This is a genomic window from Streptomyces sp. NPDC017529 (assembly GCF_044329785.1).
Lineage (GTDB): Bacteria > Actinomycetota > Actinomycetes > Streptomycetales > Streptomycetaceae > Streptomyces.
In genome coordinates this window covers 1-16,763 of sequence record NZ_JBIRJY010000025.1, presented here as the reverse complement: position 1 = coordinate 16,763, position 16,763 = coordinate 1, and the positions used below count along the sequence as shown (strand labels likewise).

Genomic DNA, 16,763 nt, shown 5'->3' with positions numbered 1-16,763 from the left:
TTCGCGTCACCTGCACCCGGCCGTCCCCTGCCCGACCACGGCACCCGGCCGTCCGTACGGCCAAACGTCCAGTGTGCCGCATCGGCGGCAAGGACCGGGGCGGCGCCGGGAACGAGCACCCTGCGCCATCGGATGCGGGCACCGGCCCCGGCCCCGCCCGCTCAGCCGGCGGTGACGTCGAGCACGCGCGTCGTCGACCGCGCCTGGGGCTTCTTCTCGGGACCGCCCCATACGCTCACCACTGCCTTGCCCGTGGGGGCGCCGTGGGCGATCCGCAGCCGGACGTCCATGGTCCGCAGCTCACCCTTGGCGAGCTTCGTCGGGCTCAGGGAGCCGAAGGTGCCCATCTGCGCGTTGCGGGTGACCTTCCACGGCTGCCACGGGGCGCCGGGGGAGGTGCGGTAATCGACCAGGGCCTGGCCGGGCTGCATCCGGCCCGCGAGACCCACGGTCATCAGGAGCTTGAAGTTCGCGATGTCCGCTTCGCCCCGGCGGTTGTCCATGACGAGCTGGAACTGCCGCCAGCCGCCACCCGCCCGGATCCCGGACTCGGGGGGCATCCCCGTGAACGCCACCCGGGCGCTGTGGTCCGTCGCCTTGTCCAGGGGAACCCGGACCCCGTCGGCGGGCTGGACGTCGAAGCTCAGGAAGGTGTTGCCGCCCCACCCGGTGTGGGCGCGCGAACCCACCGAGGCGTTGATGACGCCGTGGCCGGCGACATGCGACGCGTACCGTACGCGCACGTCGATGGTGAACACGGCGCCCTTCTCCACCCGGCCCCAGTCGATCGAGTAGGAGTTGCCGCCGAAGGCGAAGGGCTGCTGCCAGGAACCGTCCTTGGCCCGGTATTCGAGCTCGGAATCGCCACCCTTGAAGTCGTCGGCCACCACAAAGGTGTCGAGACCCGCGTAAAAGTCCTCCATGGTCCTGCCCGCGCGGTTGTCGACGGTCAGCTGCAGCTCCGTCCAGGCACCCGCGGTGACGTTCCCGGGGCCCTTGGCGGAGAGGGCGGCACGCCCGGTTTCCGCGGCAACGCCGGTCTGCGAACCGGCCGCGGCCGCCGGCTTCCCGGCCGCCACGGCCGGAGCCGACAGAAGAAGGGCCGGGGCTATCGCGGCCGCGGCGACGGCAACTGCGATGCGATGTGACTTCACGTGAGGTGACCACCTGGTGTCGAGGTACGGAAGCAGGCGCCAAGGGGCCGTGCGGCCCTCCTGAGCGGTGATCATGGTATGTCGGCAATTGGGGCGGCGACATCCGATTTGGAGGGCCTGCCCGACGAGCGGCGCGATGTCAGTGGCGGGGGCCACACTGATGCGCTGTCGCGTTTGCGCCGCCTTCTCGACGACGCCATCGGGGCAGCAGGAGCGCCGGCCGAGGCCGGGCGTACGACGCTGATCGAGAAGCCGTTTCCGGTCGAGGTGGACCCGGGGGCTCTGGTGCGGCAGCGGCGGTGACGGTCCAGGGGCGGCCGAGGCGCGCTGCCGCTCACCGGCCCCTCACGAAGCCGTTTCGTCCGCCAGTTCGGCTACGCCGGTGATGCGGTGGAGGGGGAAGGTGCGGACCTCGTCGGCGGTGTGGTCGTAGGCGGTGACGAAGCCGCCTTCGACGCGGACCGGGGCGATGACGCGCTGGCTGGCGGCGCCGTCGGCGTTGACGTAGCCGATCCAGAGGGTGGCGTTCGTCAGGACGGCGGCCTGCATGGTGGCGAGGGTTTCGGCGGAGGTGGTGCGCGGGAGGCCGCCGGGGGCCGGGGTGGCGGGGGTGCCGGCCGGCTTGCGTTCGGCGGTTGCCGCCAGGTCGCCGGCGCGGATGGCGCGGACCGCCGCTTCGAGGAGGGCGGCGTCGGGTGCGGGCGGGCCGTCGGGGACCGGGGAGGGCGCGGTGCGCGGCGGGGTGCGGTAGGCGTCGGGGCGGGCGATCAGGACGTCGCCGGCGGCGGACTCGGCGGCCGGGGCGTAGCCCATCGCGCGAAGGCCGTCCAGGAGCTGGTCGGGCGGGGCGGCGGAGGCCAGTACGGTCGGTGCGAGCCGGCGCAGGCGCAGGGCGACGGCGCGGCGGTCGGCGAGGATCTCGGCGAGCAGGGCGTCGTCGTCGCAGCGTACGTACGCGGAGGCCGCGCCGACGCGGAGCCGGCCGTGGCGCCGCGCCACGTCGTCGATGAGGTAGGCGAGCGGCTGCGGGACCGGCGTGCGGGAGTGCTGGGTGAGGAAGGTCTGCAGCTCGGCTGCCGACCGGCCGGCGTCCAGGGCGCGCCGTACGGAGCCGGGCGTGAAGCGGTAGACGGTGGCGCCGCCCTTGGACTCGACGTCGGCGAGCACGCCGAGCGCGTCGGCGAGCGGGCGTTCCAGGGGGCCGGGCGCGACGGCGGTCAGGTCGGCCTGGAGGAGGACGTGGTCGAGGGGTTCGGGGAGGAGGGGGACGAGGAGGGCGGCGGCGTGCGTCGCGGGGTCGGTGCCCGGGGCGGTTTCCAGGAGGGCGCGGGCGTGGGACGCGAGGGCGCCGCGGCCGGTGACGCCGAGGAGTTCGGCCTCGGCGAGCGTCCAGCGGGCGATGCGTGTGCGCAGGTCGTCGGCGCCGGCCGGGCCCGCGTTGCGGGCGGCGTCGGCGTCGGCGGCGGTGGCCGGATCCGGTCGGCGGGCGGGCGTTTTGGCGCCGCTGTTGGCGGCGGGGTCCGCCGTTGTCCGGGCCGCGCCGCGCAGTGGGTGTTCCCAGCGCAGGCGGTCCAGTACGGCTTCGGCCGGTACGGACGTGCCGGGCGCGAGGGAGGCGAGCAGGGTGAGCGTCCGGCGCCGTACCTCGGGCGCCGCGGACCGGTCCAGGTTGGGGCCGAGCGCGGACAGGGTGCGGCCTTTCGGGTCGGGGGTGCCGACCAGTCCGGCCGTACGGGTCGCCGCGAGCCAGGACGCGGCCAGCCGCGCCCAGCGCTCCTCGGCCGGCAGCCGGCGCCAGTCCTCCGCGGCGGGGGTGGGCGCGTACCGCTCGTCGGCCTCGCCGTCGGAGGCCAGCAGCCCCGCTCCGTAGGCGAGTTCCAGCCAGAACGCGGCGAGCTGTTCGGTGCTGTCCAGGGCGGTGGCGGTCCGCTTGAGGTCGCGGACCGACAGGCCGCCGGCGCGCAGTACGCCCGGACCGCCGAGGTCCCACTCCTTGAGCAGTTCCTCGACGGTGGCCAGCGCGGTGAACGCCTGGCTCGCGGCGGCGTTGTCCACAAGGTGTGGATCGCGTGCGGTTTCGGGCGCGAGGGCGGGCGGCAGCGGCTCGGGGACACGGTGCGCGCGCCCCGCGCGCAGGTGCAGCGCCGCCTCGCGGGGCAGGACGACGTTACGCGGCCCGGCGGGCAGCAGCAGTCCGCGGTCCAGCAGCCATTGCAGGTGGGCGGCGGGCCGGTCGGTGACGGCGCCGTACGGCGGCCCCCAGACCAGCCGGTCCAGGACGGCGCGCGCCTCGGCGGGCGCGGCTCCGAGCAGCTCGGCCATGCGCGTACGGTCCTCGAACAGGCCGGTCAGCGCGGCGACGGCGGTCACCGGGTCGTGGGTCGCGGGCAGTCCGGCGGCGGCCAGGATGTCCTGGAGGCGGCCCGGCGACATGCCGGACGTGGCTTCCGCGACGGTCGGCCCGAGGCCGGTGGGGGAGGGGTGCGCGGGGCCGGGCGCGAGCAGTTCGCGCGCCGTGCGGACCAGGCGCAGCCGGTCGTCGCCGCCCCAGACCAGCGCCTGCTCGCGCAGCGTCCGCAGGGCGCGGGGAAGTTCGGCGGCGATGGCGGAGGCGGTGGGGTAGGGAGAGACGGCGGGGCCGTCCGTCCCGTCCGTCCCGTCCGTCTCCGTGTCGCCCGCCATCAGGCCGAGCAGCGTCTCGTACGGGCACGGGTCGGGCGCGACCGCCAGCGCCTCGGCGGTCTGCAGCGCGAACCGGTCCAGGCGCTCCACGGCCCGGACCACCGAGGCGCGGGTGCCGGCCCGGGTGGCGAGCTGGGTCAGGTCGCCGGGGACCGGGTTGAGGAGATCGGGGCGGGCCCGCAGCAGGTCGGCGAGCCCGCTGTCGGGGCGGGTGCGGAGCTCTTCGGCGAGCGTGCGGGGTGTTTCACTCATCCGCTACACGGTAGCGGGGGCATGTGACGTTGTCGGGTGCAGCGCCGTGCGGTCCGGCACCCGGAACCGGGGCGGTGCGGGACCGCATCGGCGGCGGGGGCGCGTACCCGGCCCCGTCCGGTCGGCGCCGTCGCCCCCGTGGGAGGGGCGATCGGGGGTACCGTCTCGGGAGGAACCGGGCTGTGCCACAGGGGATTTCGTGGGGATCGAGAGCGACCAGCTGGTCTTTGACTATCTGAGCCGGGTCGGTGATCTGGCCCAGCAGCGGGGGCTGCCTTCCGGCGCGCGGATGCGCCTGGTGGCCGAGTTGCGGGCCCAGGTGGACTCGGCGAAGGCGGACACGGTGCCCGGGGTCAAACGGGTGCTGTCCCGGCTCGGGACACCCGAGGCGGTGGTGGCGGCCGCGGGCGGCGGCGCGCCGAGCGGCCAGGGCACCGGCGGCACATCCGGCGGCGCGCCTGGTGACAAGCCCGGCGGCAGGACTGGGGGATTGCCCGGCCTACCCGGTCTATCCGGCCTGTCCGGTCTATCCGGTCTGTCCAACCTGGGCGAAGGGCTGCGCGGCCTCGCCGGGAAGGTACCGGCGCCGCGCGACGGCAAGCGGCGCTCCGCCCGCCCCGAGGAGCCACCGGAGCCCCCGCCGACGGCCTCGCCGCCGCACCTCGCGGGCTTCGACGAGCTGGGTGAGGGCATCGACGAGCCCGACTGGTGGCGCGTGGAACCGGGGCCTTACGGGCCCTACGGGCCGGGCGAGACCGTGCCCGGCTTCATCGGCGGCATCGAGATCCCCGAGATCCGCGAGCGCCCGCCGGGCGAGCGCAAGGACCGCCCCCTGTCCCTGGAGAAGCCGGAGAAGGCGGAGAAGCCGGAGAGGGGCGAGCGGGACGCGTTCGACGAGGACGCGTTCGGCGAGGAGGAAGAGGGCGAGGAAGAGGGCGAGGAAGAGGGCGGCGAGCACGGGGAGGAGGCCGCGGAGGCGCCCCGGCGCGGGATGCTGCCGCGCGTGCTGCCACGCGTGCTCGCGTGGCGGCGGCGGACCGGTGCCGCCGAGCCGTACGCCGAGGAGCCCGAACCGGTGGAGTACGTGCAGGCCGCGCGGCCCCCGCTCAGCCCCGTCCTGTTGCTGGCCGTCCTCCTGCTGGTGGCGGGCGCGGTGCTGGGTTCCTGGCTGGCGCTCGCCGGGGGGTGGGTGCTCGCGTACACCTCACGGCGGCTGCCGCGGGGAGAGGCGAAGTTCGCGGCGCTCGGCGTGCCGGGACTGATCGTGGGCGGGCTGGTGGTGTGGCTGTGGGGCCGGGTGAACGAGCAGTGGGGCGAGCCCATCGCCGACGGACAGCTGGGGCACGAGCTGACCGGTGTGCTGCCGGTGGTGGTCCGCGTCGCGGCCGTCGCCTCCGCCCTGTTCCTGGTGTGGCGGATGCGGCGGGTGCCGCGTTGAGAGGCGGCGGGCCCGGCCGGCCCGCCGCGCCTCGGCCGCCTATTTCTTCGCCAGCTTCTGCTGCAACTGGTTCAGGATCTTGTCCGCCGCCGTGTAGCCGATGCCCTGGATCCACAGCTGGTCGTCGACGCGGAAGGTGCGGCCGTTCTTGGCCGCGTTCGTGTTCTTCCACAGCGCCCCGCCGGTGATCTGCGCCTCCTTGGACTTCTCCGGGCTGCCGTACGCCGTGTAGAAGACCGCGTCCGCGTCGGCCTTGCTGATCTGTTCCGCGCTGACCTCGATCATCATGCCGTCGCGGGCGCCCTGCACCACGCTGGTGGGGCCGGTGCCGACGTCGTCGAGGACCGTGCCGATGTAGCTGCGGCAGCCGTAGATGCGGGTGTCGGCGCCCTCGACGAAGCGGACGACGTTGGTCGTGGTCCGCTTCGCCGCGGCGGCCCCGCCGAGCGCCGCGGTGACCCGCTTGGCGTGCGCCTCGTACGCGGCCACCGCCCGCTTCGCCTCGGGGATCTTCCCCAGCGCGTCGGCGTGGGTGGCGAAGTTCTGCTTCCACGGGTAGCCGGTGGTCTCCGTCATGACCGTGGGGGCGATGGCCGTCAGCTGCGCGTACCGCCCGCCGTCGCGCACCTTGCTGGTCAGGATCAGGTCGGGCTTGAGGGCGGCGACCGCCTCCAGGTTCGGCGCGCCGATCTTGCCGACGTCCTTGATGCCGGCGGTCTTGTCCGCCGGCAGGTAGCCGAGGAAGCCGCCGGCCACGTCGGAGCGGGTGGCGCCGACCGGCTTCACCCCGAGCGTGACGGCCGAGTCCAGTTCCGCGGTGTCCAGCACCACCACGCGCCGGGGCGCGTCGGGAACCTCGACCTCGCCCATGGCCGTACGCACCGTGTGCCCGCCTCCGCCGGACGCGGGCCGCGCCCAGGTGGTGACGGGCTGGGCCGGGCAGTCGGCCGCCTTGGCCGAAGAGCCCGACCCGCCTGACCCATCCGATCCGGACGAGCCGCAGGCGGCCAGTGTCAGGGACGTCCCCAGAGCGGTGCCCACGGCGAGCAGGGCACGGGCACGGCGGCGCCCGGCCCGCGGAACCGGACGGGGAATTGCGGAGAGCTGCATGACAAGCCCTTTCGTCTGGGGAGCGGCGCGGTCACCCGGACCCGGGCGCGGCAGGCCCGCCCCCGCCCGGAGCCTGCCAAGGCCGCCCCGGCACCACCAGGGGCGAGCCCGTCACCGGGTCCGGTACCACCACCGACGCCAGCCCGAACACCTCGCGCACCAGTTCCGCCGTGACGACCGCCGCCGGGCGCCCCTGCGCGACGATGCGCCCTTGCTTCATCGCCACCAGGTGGTCGGCGTACCGGGCGGCCTGGTTGAGGTCGTGCAGGACGGCGACGACGGTGCGCCCCCGGTCGTGGTTGAGCTGCCGGATCAGGTCCAGCACCTCCACCTGGTGCGAGATGTCCAGGTACGTCGTCGGCTCGTCCAGGAGCAGCAGGTCGGTCTCCTGCGCGAGCGCCATCGCGATCCACACGCGCTGCCGCTGCCCGCCGGACAGCTCGTCGACCGGCCGGTCCGCCAGCTGTGCCACGTCTGTACGGTCCATGGCCTCGGCCACGGCCCGCTCGTCCGTGCCGGACCACTGCCGCCACCAGTGCTGGTGCGGCTGGCGGCCGCGCGAGACGAGGTCGGCGACGGTGATCGCCTCGGGCGCCACGGGGGTCTGCGGCAGCAGCCCCAGGGACTGGGCGATCTTCTTGGTGGGGATGTGCGCCAGGTCCGTACCGTCCAGCAGGACCGCGCCGCGGCGCGGTCTGAGCAGCCGGCCGAGTGCCCGCAGCAGTGTGGACTTGCCGCAGGCGTTGGGGCCGACGACGACGGTGACCGCGCCGTGCGGGACGTCGAGGTCGAGCCCGTCGACGACCGTGCGGTCCTCGTAGGCGAGCGTCAGGTCCCGGGCCGTGAGCCGGCTGCGGCCGGGTGCCGCCTCCCCGGCGCCGCCCGCGCCCGCGGCGCTCCCGGTGTCCTCGGTCACGCTCGTCCTCCCACGGCACGGCTGCGGATGATCAGGTGGATCAGGTACGGGGCACCGACGGCCGCGGTCAGCACGCCCACCGGCAGCTCGGTCGGCGCGAGCAGCTTGCGGGCGAGCAGGTCGCCGAACACGACGACGACCGCGCCCAGCAGCGCCGAGGACAGCAGCGGGAGCTGCGCCGTACGCGTCAGCCGGCGGGCGACCTGGGGGGCGAGCAGCGCCACGAAGTCGACGGGACCTGCCGCGCCGGTCGCCATCGACGCCAGCACCACGCCGAGCGCGACCAGGCCGAGCCGGGTGCGGTTCAGCCGTACGCCGAGCGCGGTCGCGGTGTCGTCGTCCATGGACACGGTGCGCTGCGCGCGGGCCGCCCACAGGACGGCGGGCAGCAGGACCAGCAGTGCCCAGCCGAGCGGCGCGGCCTCGGTCCAGCCGCGCCCGTTGAGCGAGCCGGTCAGCCACACCTGCGCCTGCTGGGCGACGAGGTAGTCGCCCTTGGTCAGGAACAGCTGGGTGACGGAGCGCAGGGCGATGGCGAAGCCGATGCCGATCAGGACGAAGCGGGTGGCGTGCAGGCCGCCGCGCCAGGCGAAGACGTAGCCCAGGACGGCGGCCAGGACGCCGCCGGCGACCGACAGGTACGGCAGTACGGCGTACGAGGTCACGCCGAACGTCAGCGCGCCCACCGTGAGCGCGCTCGCGCCCTGGGTGACGCCGATGACGTCCGGGCTGGCGAGCGGGTTGCGGGCGACGGTCTGGATCAGCGCGCCCGCGATCCCGAAGGCCGCGCCGACCAGCAGCCCGACCGTCATCCGCGGCAGCCGCAGCGTCCCGACGACCAGCTCGGCCGGCGAGGGCCGCCCGAAGGCGGCCTTCAGCGCCTCGCCGGGGGACACGAAGGACTCGCCGACGCACAGGTATGCCAGGCAGCCGGCGGCGAGCAGCGCGGCGAGCACGCCGGCGACCGAGGCCGCGCGCCGGTGTACGAGAAAGGAGCCGCGCCCGGCGCGCACGAGGGCGTACCCCGCGGGCCGCGCGCGCACGCGCCGTACCGCGCTACCGGAGCCGCCGGCCGGTGCCGTCATGCCGGCACCCCCTTCCGCCGCACCAGCGCCACCAGGAACGGCACGCCGATCAGCGCCGTCAGCACACCCACCGGAACCTCGGACGGCGGGAACAGGACCCGGCCCACGGTGTCCGAGACCAGCACGACGACCGGGCCGAGCAGGGCGGCCATCGGCAGCACCCAGCGGTGGCCGCCGCCCACGGCCGCGCGGGCGAGGTGCGGTACGGCCAGGCCGACGAACGCGATCGGACCGGCCGCCGCGACGCCCGCGCCGGTCAGCACCGTCGCCCCGAGGCCGCCGGCGATCCGTACGGCCGCGACCCGCTGCCCGAGCCCCCTTGCGACGTCCTCGCCGAGCGCCAGCGCGTCCAGGCCGCGCGCGACGGACAGCACCAGCACCGTGCCCGCCAGCAGGAACGGCCAGATCTGCGCGGCGACCTCGCTGTCCCGGCCGGTCAGCGACCCGACTTGCCAGAACCGGAACTCGTCCAGCGCCGCCGCCTTCGTCGTCAGCACCGCCATCGTCACCGCGACGAGCAGCGCGTTGACGGCGGCCCCGGACAGCGCCAGCTTCACCGGCGTCGCACCATCGCGCCCGCCGGAGGCGATCGCGTAGACGGCGACCGAGGCGGCCCCCGCCCCCGCGAAGGCGAACCACACGTACCCGCTGAGCGTGTGCACGCCCAGGAAGGACAGTGCGAGGACCACGCCCACCGAGGCGCCCTGGCTGATGCCGAGGACGCCCGGGTCGGCGATGGGGTTGCGGGTGATGCCCTGCATGACCGTGCCCGCCAGGGCGAGCGCGGCGCCGACCATCAGGCCGATCAGCGTGCGCGGCAGCCGCAGGAAGCGCACCACCTGCGCGGCGTCGCCGTCGCCGCCGTACAGCAGCGCGCCGAGTACTTCGGACGGCGCGAACTGGCGGCTGCCGAACGCGAGCGAGAGGAGCACCGCCAGCAGCAGCGCGAACACCGCCACCGCCGTCCAGCCGATGCGGCGCCTCGTCAGGGAGGCTTTGGGAATACTGGCCCGTGCGACTGGCATCGGCTCCCTCTCGCGGGGCGCGGGCGGGGTGCTCGCGCGGACCGGCGGGGTGAGGTCGGGAGCGGCCAAGTGTAGGGCTCGTCCCACCCCGGGCATCGGCCACAATGGCCACCATGGCTTCGCACACCCCCGTACCGGATCCCACGGTCGCCACGGCCTCGAAGACGCTCACGGTCGGCTTCGACCTGGACATGACGCTGATCGACTCCCGCCCCGGCATCAAGGCGGCCTACCAGGCGCTGTCCGCCGCGACGGGGACGTACATCGACGCGGACCAGGCGATCACCCGGCTCGGGCCGCCGCTGGAGCAGGAGATCCGCCGGTGGTTCCCCGAGGAGCGGGTGGCGGAGATGAGCGACCTGTACCGCGCGATGTACCCCGAGCACGCGATCACCGGGACGCTCGCGATGCCGGGCGCCCGCGAGGCGGTGGCCGCCGTGCGGCGCCACGGCGGGCGGGCGATCGTGGTGACCGCGAAGTACGAGCCGAACGCCAAGCTGCACCTGGACCACCTGGACATCGACGCGGACGCCGTCATCGGCTCGCTGTGGGCGGAGGCCAAGGCCGAGGCGCTGCGCGAGCACGGCGCGTCGGTCTACGTCGGCGACCACACCGGGGACGTCCGCGGCGCGCACACCGCCGACGCGCTGTCCGTCGCCGTGGCCACCGGGCCGTGCGCCGCGGACGAACTGCGGGCGGCAGGCGCGCACGTGCTCCTCGACGACCTGACCGCGTTCCCGGCCTGGCTGGCGGAGTACGCGGCGGAGCGGGACCGGCGGAGCGCGTAGGTCCGTTACGCCGTGGACGACCTCGCCTGCCGCCGCTGCGCCGCGACCGAGCGCACCACTCCGGCCCCGGCGATGAGGAAGCCCGCGCCCATGAGCATGCAGACCCAGTAGAAAACGGACGGCAGCGGATCGGCCCCGATGAACAGCGGGGCCACGGTGGCGAGTGTGGCCACCGCGCCAATCAGGAAAACAATCGCGCCGATCCGGACCAGCAGATCCCCGGCCTGGGGAGTTTCGTCAGACACGTGACCAGGGTAAGTCCGGGCCAGAAGCGCGGGGGAACCACCCGGCGACGTCTTGTCACCGGGCATCGGACCATTAGCCTTGGGGGGTGGCGGGTCCGGTGGCCCGCTGCACTGCTATCCAGAGCTGTTCCGCAGGAAACACCGTAACCAGACCCAGCAGTTTTCCGACGAGTACGAGGACGAGGACAGACGTGCCTACCGGCAAGGTCAAGTGGTTCAACAGCGAGAAGGGCTTCGGCTTTCTCTCCCGCGACGACGGCGGTGACGTCTTCGTGCACTCGTCGGTGCTGCCCGACGGCGTGGACGCACTCAAGCCGGGCCAGCGCGTCGAATTCGGCGTGGTGGCCGGCCAGCGCGGCGACCAGGCGCTTTCGGTGACGATCCTCGACCCCGCACCGTCGGTGGCGGCGGCCCAGCGCCGCAAGCCGGACGAGCTGGCGTCGATCGTGCAGGACCTCACCACGCTCCTGGAGAACGTCGCCCAGCAGCTGGAGCGCGGCCGCTACCCCGACAAGGCGCACGGCTCGAAGATCGCCGGCATGCTCCGGGCGGTCGCCGACCAGCTGGACGTCTGACGACCGGCCCGTGAGCCGGGCGGAACCCGGCTAACCGAAGTTCAGCGCATCGCGGCCGAGGGGCGGTACGAGCCCCTCGGCCGCAGCGCGTGTGAGCAGGCCGCGGACCGCCGCGTAGCCGTTCTCGCCGAGGTCGGCGGTGAACTCGTTCACGTACAGCCCGATGTGCTGGTCGGCGACGGCCGGGTCCATCTCCTGCGCGTGCTCCAGTACGTACGCGCGGGACGCCTCGGTGTCGTCCCAGGCCATCCGCACGGACTCGCGGGCCGCCGCGGCCAGCTCGCGCAGCCGCTCGGCGCCCAGCGACCGCTTGGCGATGATCGCGCCCAGCGGGATCGGCAGCCCGGTGGTGTCCTCCCAGTGCTCGCCCATGTCGGCGAGGCGGCTGAGCCCGTAGTTCCGGTACGTGAAGCGTGCCTCGTGGATGACCAGCCCGGCGTCCACCCGGCCGTCCCGCACCGCCGGCATGATCTCGTCGAACGGCAGCACCTGCACCTCGCCGACGCCGCCGGGCACCTGGTCGGCCGCCCACAGCCGGAACAGCAGGTACGCGGTCGACCGCTCGCTGGGCACCGCCACCGTCTTGCCGGCCAGGTCCTTCGCCTCGCCCGGCTCCCGGGTCAGCACCAGCGGCCCGCAGCCGCGCCCGAGCGCGCCGCCGCACGGCAGCAGCGCGTACTCCTCCAGGACCCACGGCAGCACCGCGTACGACACCTTCAGTACGTCGAACTCGCCGCGCTCGGCCATACCGTTGGTGACGTCGATGTCGGCGAAGGTGACGTCCAGCGCGGGCGCGCCGGGGACCTTGCCGTGCGCCCACGCGTGGAAGACGAAGGTGTCGTTCGGGCACGGCGAATAGGCGATCTTGAGCGCGTCGCTCATGGCGTCCTCCAGGAGGTCGGGGTCCCGGCCGCCGTCAGGACGCGGGGGAGGGCGGCGCAGGCGGCGGAGAGCGCGCCGAGCGCGTCCCCGATGCGCCACGCGGCGCGGTCCCGCGGGCCGACGGGGTTGGAGACCGTACGGATTTCGAGCACCGGCAGGCCCTGCGCGGCGGCGGCCTCGGCCACCCCGAAGCCCTCCATCGCCTCGACGAGGGCACGCGGGTACCGGGCTGCGAGCCGCGCGGCGTGCTCCGCGCTGCCGGTCACGGTCGAGGCGGTGAGCACCGCGCCGCACGCGGCACCGGTGGCCTCGGCCAGCGCTCCCACGAGGACCGGCGGCGGGGTGTGCACGACGGTCCCGAAGCCGAGCTCGGTCACCGGAACGAAGCCGTCCGGCGTCTCGGCGCCCAGGTCGGCGGCGACGATCTCGTCCGCGACGACGGTGGCGCCCACCGGGGCGCCGGGCGCGAAACCGCCGCCGATGCCGGCGGAGATCACGAGGTCGTAGCCCGTTCCGCCGCACCCGGCGGCGGTCAGCGCGGTGGCCGCGCCGGCGGCAGCGGCGGCCGGGCCGACACCGGCGGCGAGCGCGTCGACAACCACCCCGGACCGCTCGTCCGCCCGTACGCGGTGCAGCGCGCGGCCGCCCGCCGGCAGCGCGACGACCTCGGCGCCGGCACCGCCGGGCAGGCCCGCGACGACCGCGTCGCGCTCGGCCGCGACAGCGGTGACGACCAGGACACGGGTCACGGACACCTCACCACCACCGGCCGCACGCGTACGTCAGCGGACTCAGCTTTCCGCGCGCTTGAGCTTGACGTTCCACACGCCCGTGTACTTGCCGCCCTTGGAGGCCACGACGGACACCACGGTGGAATCGGCCAGGCTGCGGGTCTGCTGGTTGACGAAGAGCTGGTCGGCGTTGGGGATGACCTGGTACGTCTGCTTGCTGATGTTGGTGACCGGGCTGCTGTTGGACAGCGCCAGCCAGCCGTCCTCGGCCACGTCCGGCTCGACGCCGAGCCGCAGCTTGTCACCGGGGTGCACGGTGATCGTCTTCTTGGGCTCGGTCGTCAGGCACTTCGTGAACTCGGCCTGCGCCTTCTTGTCGCTGGCGGCCAGGTCGCCGAGCACCTTGCCGTCGTCGTAGCAGGCGGCCTCGGCGGTCACGGTGTCCTTGCCCACGGTCACCGTGGCCAGCGGAGTCGGCTTCTCACAGGCGGAGAGGGTGACGAGTCCCAGGGACACGGCACCGAGGGCGGCAGCGGCGCGGCGGCCTGTGCCCCAAGAAGAGAACGCGGTCATGCGGGCAGGCTATCGGTCGGCCCCCGTCACGCCACACGAGGGTGGGGCGCGCCGTGCCGCGCCGCTCCCAGCAGGCCGCGTACGGCCAGCAGCGCGCCCGTCGCCACCAGGGTCGCGGCGACCGCCATCCCCACCGTCCCGTTGAGCGGCAGCATGATGCCGACGGCGCCGCCGACCACCCAGGACAGCTGTAGCGCCGTCTCGGAACGGGCGAAGGCGGACGTACGGACCTGCTCCGGCACATCGCGCTGGATCACCGCGTCCAGCGACAGCTTCGCCAGCGCCTGGCACAGCCCCGCCGCCGCCCCGGCGGCCGTCACCACCACGAGCGCCAGCACCGCGTAGAAGGCCGCAGCGGTGACCGTGACCGCCAGGGCCAGCCCCAGCACCACCGCGATGATCAGCTCGGGCGCTCGGGCCCGCAGCCAGGCGCCGACCGCCGTCCCCAGCGCGTTGCCCGCCCCGGCCGCGACCGCCACCAGCCCCAGCGACACCTGCGGCCCCAGCCCGCCCAGCGGATGCTCCCGCAACAAGAAAGCCAGGAAGAACGTCAGCAGCCCGGACAGCGACCGCAGCGCGGCATTGGCCTGGAGGCCGTGCAGCACGGAAGGCCCCACCGTCCGCAGCCCGGGACGGCGCCCCGCGGGGCGCTCACCGGCCTCCTCCGACGCCAGCAGCGCCCGCCCCTCGCCCTTCGCCGAGTCCACCTTGTGCGGCAGCGAGAACGATAGGAGCGTACCCGCCACGAACACCGTGAACGCCCCGTACAGCGGCCACTCCGGCCCGACCAGATGCAGCGCCCCGCCCACCGGGGCCGCCGCCCCCGTCGCCAGCAGCCCCGCCAGCGTCACCCGCGAATTCGCCTTCACCAAAGAGATCCGGGGCGGCAGGAGGCGCGGGACGACGGCGCTCCGCACCACCCCGTACGCCTTCGAAGACACCAATACGCCCAGTGCCGCCGGATACAGCTCGAGACCGCCACCCGCGACCGCGCCCGCCATGGTCAGCGCGAGCAGCGCACGGGCCAGCATCGAGCCCGCCATCGCCGCCCTGCGGCCGTGCGGCACCCGGTCCAGCAGCGGCCCGATCACCGGCGCCAGCAGCGCGAACGGCGCCATCGTCACCGCCAGGTAGAGCGCCACCCGGCCGCGCGCCTGGTCCGTCGGCACGGAGAAGAACACGGTCGACGCCAGCGCCACCGTGATCATCATGTCGCCGGCCGAGTTCACCGCGTGCAACTCGATCAGCTTGCCGAGACCCGACTCGCCCGCACCGTGCGCGTGCGTGGCGCGCCGTATGCCGCGCCCCGCCGCCGCGAACGGGCGCCGCAGCGCCCGGCCGGCCGCCCGGCACGCGCGCCCCGCCCGGCCCCCGCCGGGTTTCGTGGACGCCGTCGAGACCCGCGTTCCCTTGGGGACACGCGGGCCGGTGGAGATACGCGAAGCCTTGGCGATCCGCGGGCCCCGGGCCGCCTTCGAAGACCTCGCCCTGGAGATCCGCGACGCCCGCGACATCCGCGGCAGCCTCGGCTTTCTCGACGCCCGTCCGGCAGCCACGTGAAAATACTGCCCCAACTCGCCCGGGACATGGCTCTTTCCGCCGCTTCCCGCGCCGGGCGCCACGGCCGGCGGCCGCTGCCCGTGACATTTGCCGCTCCCGCCGAGGGGTCGTACACCGTTGAAGGGGTAGCGTGTGTAGCGCGCCACCGGCGGTCGTTCTTGGCCGCGCGCCTTGCCGCGATCCTTCAGAATGGTTCGTAATAGGTGCGCTCGACCGAGATGATCGGGCGCGGACGTCGACGCGGTCCCCAGGTCCGCTCCGCCCGCCCCCGGCACGCCGGTCGTCCGGACAGGACAGGACAGCTCCGGCTGGCGCACTCGTGAGACGGCGTGGAAGAGAGAATCGATTCTTGTGAGTGCTGCGATGCGAAGCCGTACCCCTGACCGCCTGTGCGCCGAGGCGGTCGACCTTGCCCGCACGGCGGCCGAGGAGGCCGCGCTGCCCGGGACGGTCGGCGAGCACGTCGACGCCGTCGCCGACGGGGACCGCGTCGTCACCCACCTGTTCGAATGCAAGGAGCCCGGCTACCGGGGCTGGCGCTGGGCCGTGACCGTCGCCCGCGCCTCCCGCGCCAAACACGTCACCCTCGACGAGTCCGTCCTGCTCCCCGGCCCCGACGCGCTGCTCGCCCCCGAGTGGGTGCCCTGGAGCGAACGGCTGCGCCCCGGCGACATGGGCCCCGGCGACCTGCTGCCCACCGAGGCCGAAGACATCCGGCTGGAACCCGGCTACGTGGAGGCGGCCCAGGAGGCCGCCGGCGGGCCGGACGAAGCCCAGGTACCGACCGGCGTCGCCGAGCTCGCCGACGCGGAGGACGCCGACGTCGTCCCCGGCTCGCCCGCCGACCAGCCCGACACGACCACCCGCGGCAGCATCGCCGCGGTCGCCGAGGAACTGGGCATGCGACGCGCCCGCGTCCTCTCCCGCTACGGCCTGCACGCGGCGGCGGACCGCTGGGACGAGGCGTACGGCCCCAAGACCGCGATGGCCCAGGCCGCCCCCGCCAACTGCGTCTCCTGCGGCTTCCTGGTCCCGCTGGACGGCTCCCTGCGCCAGGCGTTCGGCATCTGCGCCAACGAGTTCGGTCCCGCGGACGGCCACGTGGTGTCCCTCGGCTACGGCTGCGGGGGCCACTCCGAGGCCGCCGTCATGCCCAAGCCTCCGCGGCCGGCGGCTCCCGTTATCGACGAGACCATTGTCGATCCGTTGCCGCTTCGTCCTGACCGGACGGGAGGGTCCGTGGAGGAGGCGGGGCCGGCGGAGGAGTTCGGCCACAGCTGAGGCGCGCTGTGCGCGCGGGTTTGCGCGTCGCGCTTCGCGCGGGGTTGCACTGGTTTGGTGGTGGGGCCGGGGCCGCGCAGGGGGGTGACTCTCCCCCAGCCTCCGGCCGGGGGGACCCCCACACCGCACTCGCGAGAACCATGCCTTGAACACTGAACCTGGCAGGAGCGAGCTGTCGGCTGCGGGGACACCCCCCTACGCGTCCCCTCCGGCCGGTTTTGCACCCCCGCGCGGTGGGGGTGGGGGAAGAAGAAAAACCACCAGCAGCGCAGCAACCAGGTGCGGCAATGCAACCGCCACCCGGGGGCCTCGGCCACGGCGGCGGGGTAGCCGCCTACCGGGCCCGGGGCCCGGCCCCCACCCACCGGGCCCTAGGTGTGTTGTTTGAGGAGGTTGGTGACGCGGCTGGCTGGGGTGTGGCCGCCGATGCCGGTGTGGGGTCGGTGGTAGTTGTACCAGTCGAGCC

General features: G+C 74.5%; 17 protein-coding genes. 6 read left to right on the top strand and 11 right to left on the bottom strand.

From position 1 onward, the window contains the following. Positions 1 to 161: 161 nt before the first annotated feature. Positions 162 to 1,154, bottom strand: a complete 993-nt coding sequence (locus ACH4K4_RS34485) for a hypothetical protein (protein WP_398173049.1) — start codon at positions 1,152 to 1,154, stop codon at positions 162 to 164. Between the two features lie 78 nt (positions 1,155 to 1,232). On the opposite strand from ACH4K4_RS34485, the gene ACH4K4_RS34480 reads away from it, so the two are divergent. After that, positions 1,233 to 1,457, top strand: coding sequence for a hypothetical protein (locus ACH4K4_RS34480; protein ID WP_398173047.1), 225 nt, complete (start codon positions 1,233 to 1,235; stop codon positions 1,455 to 1,457). 42 nt (positions 1,458 to 1,499) lie between these two features. On the opposite strand, the gene ACH4K4_RS34475 is transcribed toward ACH4K4_RS34480, so the two are convergent. Further along, the gene (locus tag ACH4K4_RS34475) at positions 1,500 to 4,088 is read right to left on the bottom strand and encodes a helicase-associated domain-containing protein (protein WP_398173045.1); all 2,589 of its coding nucleotides are present in this window, start codon (positions 4,086 to 4,088) and stop codon (positions 1,500 to 1,502) included. Between the two features lie 199 nt (positions 4,089 to 4,287). Here ACH4K4_RS34475 and ACH4K4_RS34470 point away from each other — a divergent pair, with 199 nt between their 5' ends. Then, positions 4,288 to 5,526: a hypothetical protein gene (locus ACH4K4_RS34470; RefSeq protein WP_398173043.1), complete on the top strand. Its 1,239-nt coding sequence runs from the start codon at positions 4,288 to 4,290 to the stop codon at positions 5,524 to 5,526. 39 nt (positions 5,527 to 5,565) lie between these two features. Here the strand turns inward: ACH4K4_RS34470 and ACH4K4_RS34465 are convergent, their stop codons facing one another. The 4 genes from ACH4K4_RS34465 to ACH4K4_RS34450 form a co-directional block, all read right to left on the bottom strand. Then, positions 5,566 to 6,636, bottom strand: a complete 1,071-nt coding sequence (locus ACH4K4_RS34465) for an ABC transporter substrate-binding protein (protein ID WP_398173041.1) — start codon at positions 6,634 to 6,636, stop codon at positions 5,566 to 5,568. Positions 6,637 to 6,667: 31 nt separating this feature from the next. After that, entirely contained in the window at positions 6,668 to 7,468 is an 801-nt protein-coding gene (locus ACH4K4_RS34460; RefSeq protein WP_398173162.1) for an ABC transporter ATP-binding protein, read from the bottom strand. 80 nt (positions 7,469 to 7,548) lie between these two features. After that, positions 7,549 to 8,637, bottom strand: a complete 1,089-nt coding sequence (locus ACH4K4_RS34455) for a FecCD family ABC transporter permease (RefSeq protein ID WP_398173039.1) — start codon at positions 8,635 to 8,637, stop codon at positions 7,549 to 7,551. Then, positions 8,634 to 9,662, bottom strand: a complete 1,029-nt coding sequence (locus ACH4K4_RS34450; RefSeq protein WP_398173037.1) for a FecCD family ABC transporter permease — start codon at positions 9,660 to 9,662, stop codon at positions 8,634 to 8,636. Before ACH4K4_RS34450 ends, ACH4K4_RS34455 begins: the two co-directional genes overlap by 4 nt. 104 nt (positions 9,663 to 9,766) lie before the next feature. Between ACH4K4_RS34450 and ACH4K4_RS34445 the strand changes: the two genes are divergently transcribed. After that, positions 9,767 to 10,450, top strand: a complete 684-nt coding sequence (locus tag ACH4K4_RS34445) for an HAD family hydrolase (RefSeq protein ID WP_398173035.1) — start codon at positions 9,767 to 9,769, stop codon at positions 10,448 to 10,450. A gap of 5 nt (positions 10,451 to 10,455) precedes the next feature. Here ACH4K4_RS34445 and ACH4K4_RS34440 read toward each other — a convergent pair whose 3' ends face one another. Continuing rightward, a complete protein-coding gene (locus tag ACH4K4_RS34440; RefSeq protein WP_398173033.1) occupies positions 10,456 to 10,695 on the bottom strand; it encodes a hypothetical protein in 240 nt (79 codons plus the stop codon). A gap of 191 nt (positions 10,696 to 10,886) precedes the next feature. Between ACH4K4_RS34440 and ACH4K4_RS34435 the strand changes: the two genes are divergently transcribed. Continuing rightward, complete coding sequence (locus ACH4K4_RS34435) at positions 10,887 to 11,270, top strand: cold-shock protein (protein ID WP_398173031.1); 384 nt, start codon at positions 10,887 to 10,889, stop codon at positions 11,268 to 11,270. Between the two features lie 30 nt (positions 11,271 to 11,300). Here ACH4K4_RS34435 and ACH4K4_RS34430 read toward each other — a convergent pair whose 3' ends face one another. Genes ACH4K4_RS34430 through ACH4K4_RS34415 form a run of 4 tightly spaced genes read right to left on the bottom strand, consistent with a single transcriptional unit; the run spans position 11,301 to position 14,754 of the window. After that, positions 11,301 to 12,152: a 1,4-dihydroxy-6-naphthoate synthase gene (locus tag ACH4K4_RS34430; RefSeq protein WP_398173029.1), complete on the bottom strand. Its 852-nt coding sequence runs from the start codon at positions 12,150 to 12,152 to the stop codon at positions 11,301 to 11,303. Next, complete coding sequence (locus ACH4K4_RS34425) at positions 12,149 to 12,907, bottom strand: futalosine hydrolase (protein ID WP_398173027.1); 759 nt, start codon at positions 12,905 to 12,907, stop codon at positions 12,149 to 12,151. Before ACH4K4_RS34425 ends, ACH4K4_RS34430 begins: the two co-directional genes overlap by 4 nt. A gap of 36 nt (positions 12,908 to 12,943) precedes the next feature. Further along, on the bottom strand, positions 12,944 to 13,456 hold the full coding sequence (locus ACH4K4_RS34420; RefSeq protein ID WP_398173025.1) for a DUF2771 domain-containing protein: 513 nt from the start codon (positions 13,454 to 13,456) through the stop codon (positions 12,944 to 12,946). A gap of 26 nt (positions 13,457 to 13,482) precedes the next feature. Continuing rightward, complete coding sequence (locus ACH4K4_RS34415; RefSeq protein WP_398173160.1) at positions 13,483 to 14,754, bottom strand: MFS transporter; 1,272 nt, start codon at positions 14,752 to 14,754, stop codon at positions 13,483 to 13,485. Between ACH4K4_RS34415 and ACH4K4_RS34410 the strand changes: the two genes are divergently transcribed. Next, positions 14,741 to 15,016 (top strand): hypothetical protein, encoded by a 276-nt coding sequence (locus ACH4K4_RS34410; RefSeq protein ID WP_398173168.1) that lies wholly within the window; start codon positions 14,741 to 14,743, stop codon positions 15,014 to 15,016. The genes ACH4K4_RS34415 and ACH4K4_RS34410 overlap by 14 nt on opposite strands. A 363-nt stretch (positions 15,017 to 15,379) precedes the next feature. Beyond that, positions 15,380 to 16,297, top strand: a complete 918-nt coding sequence (locus ACH4K4_RS34405) for a DUF3027 domain-containing protein (protein ID WP_398173023.1) — start codon at positions 15,380 to 15,382, stop codon at positions 16,295 to 16,297. Positions 16,298 to 16,763 lie beyond the last annotated feature (466 nt).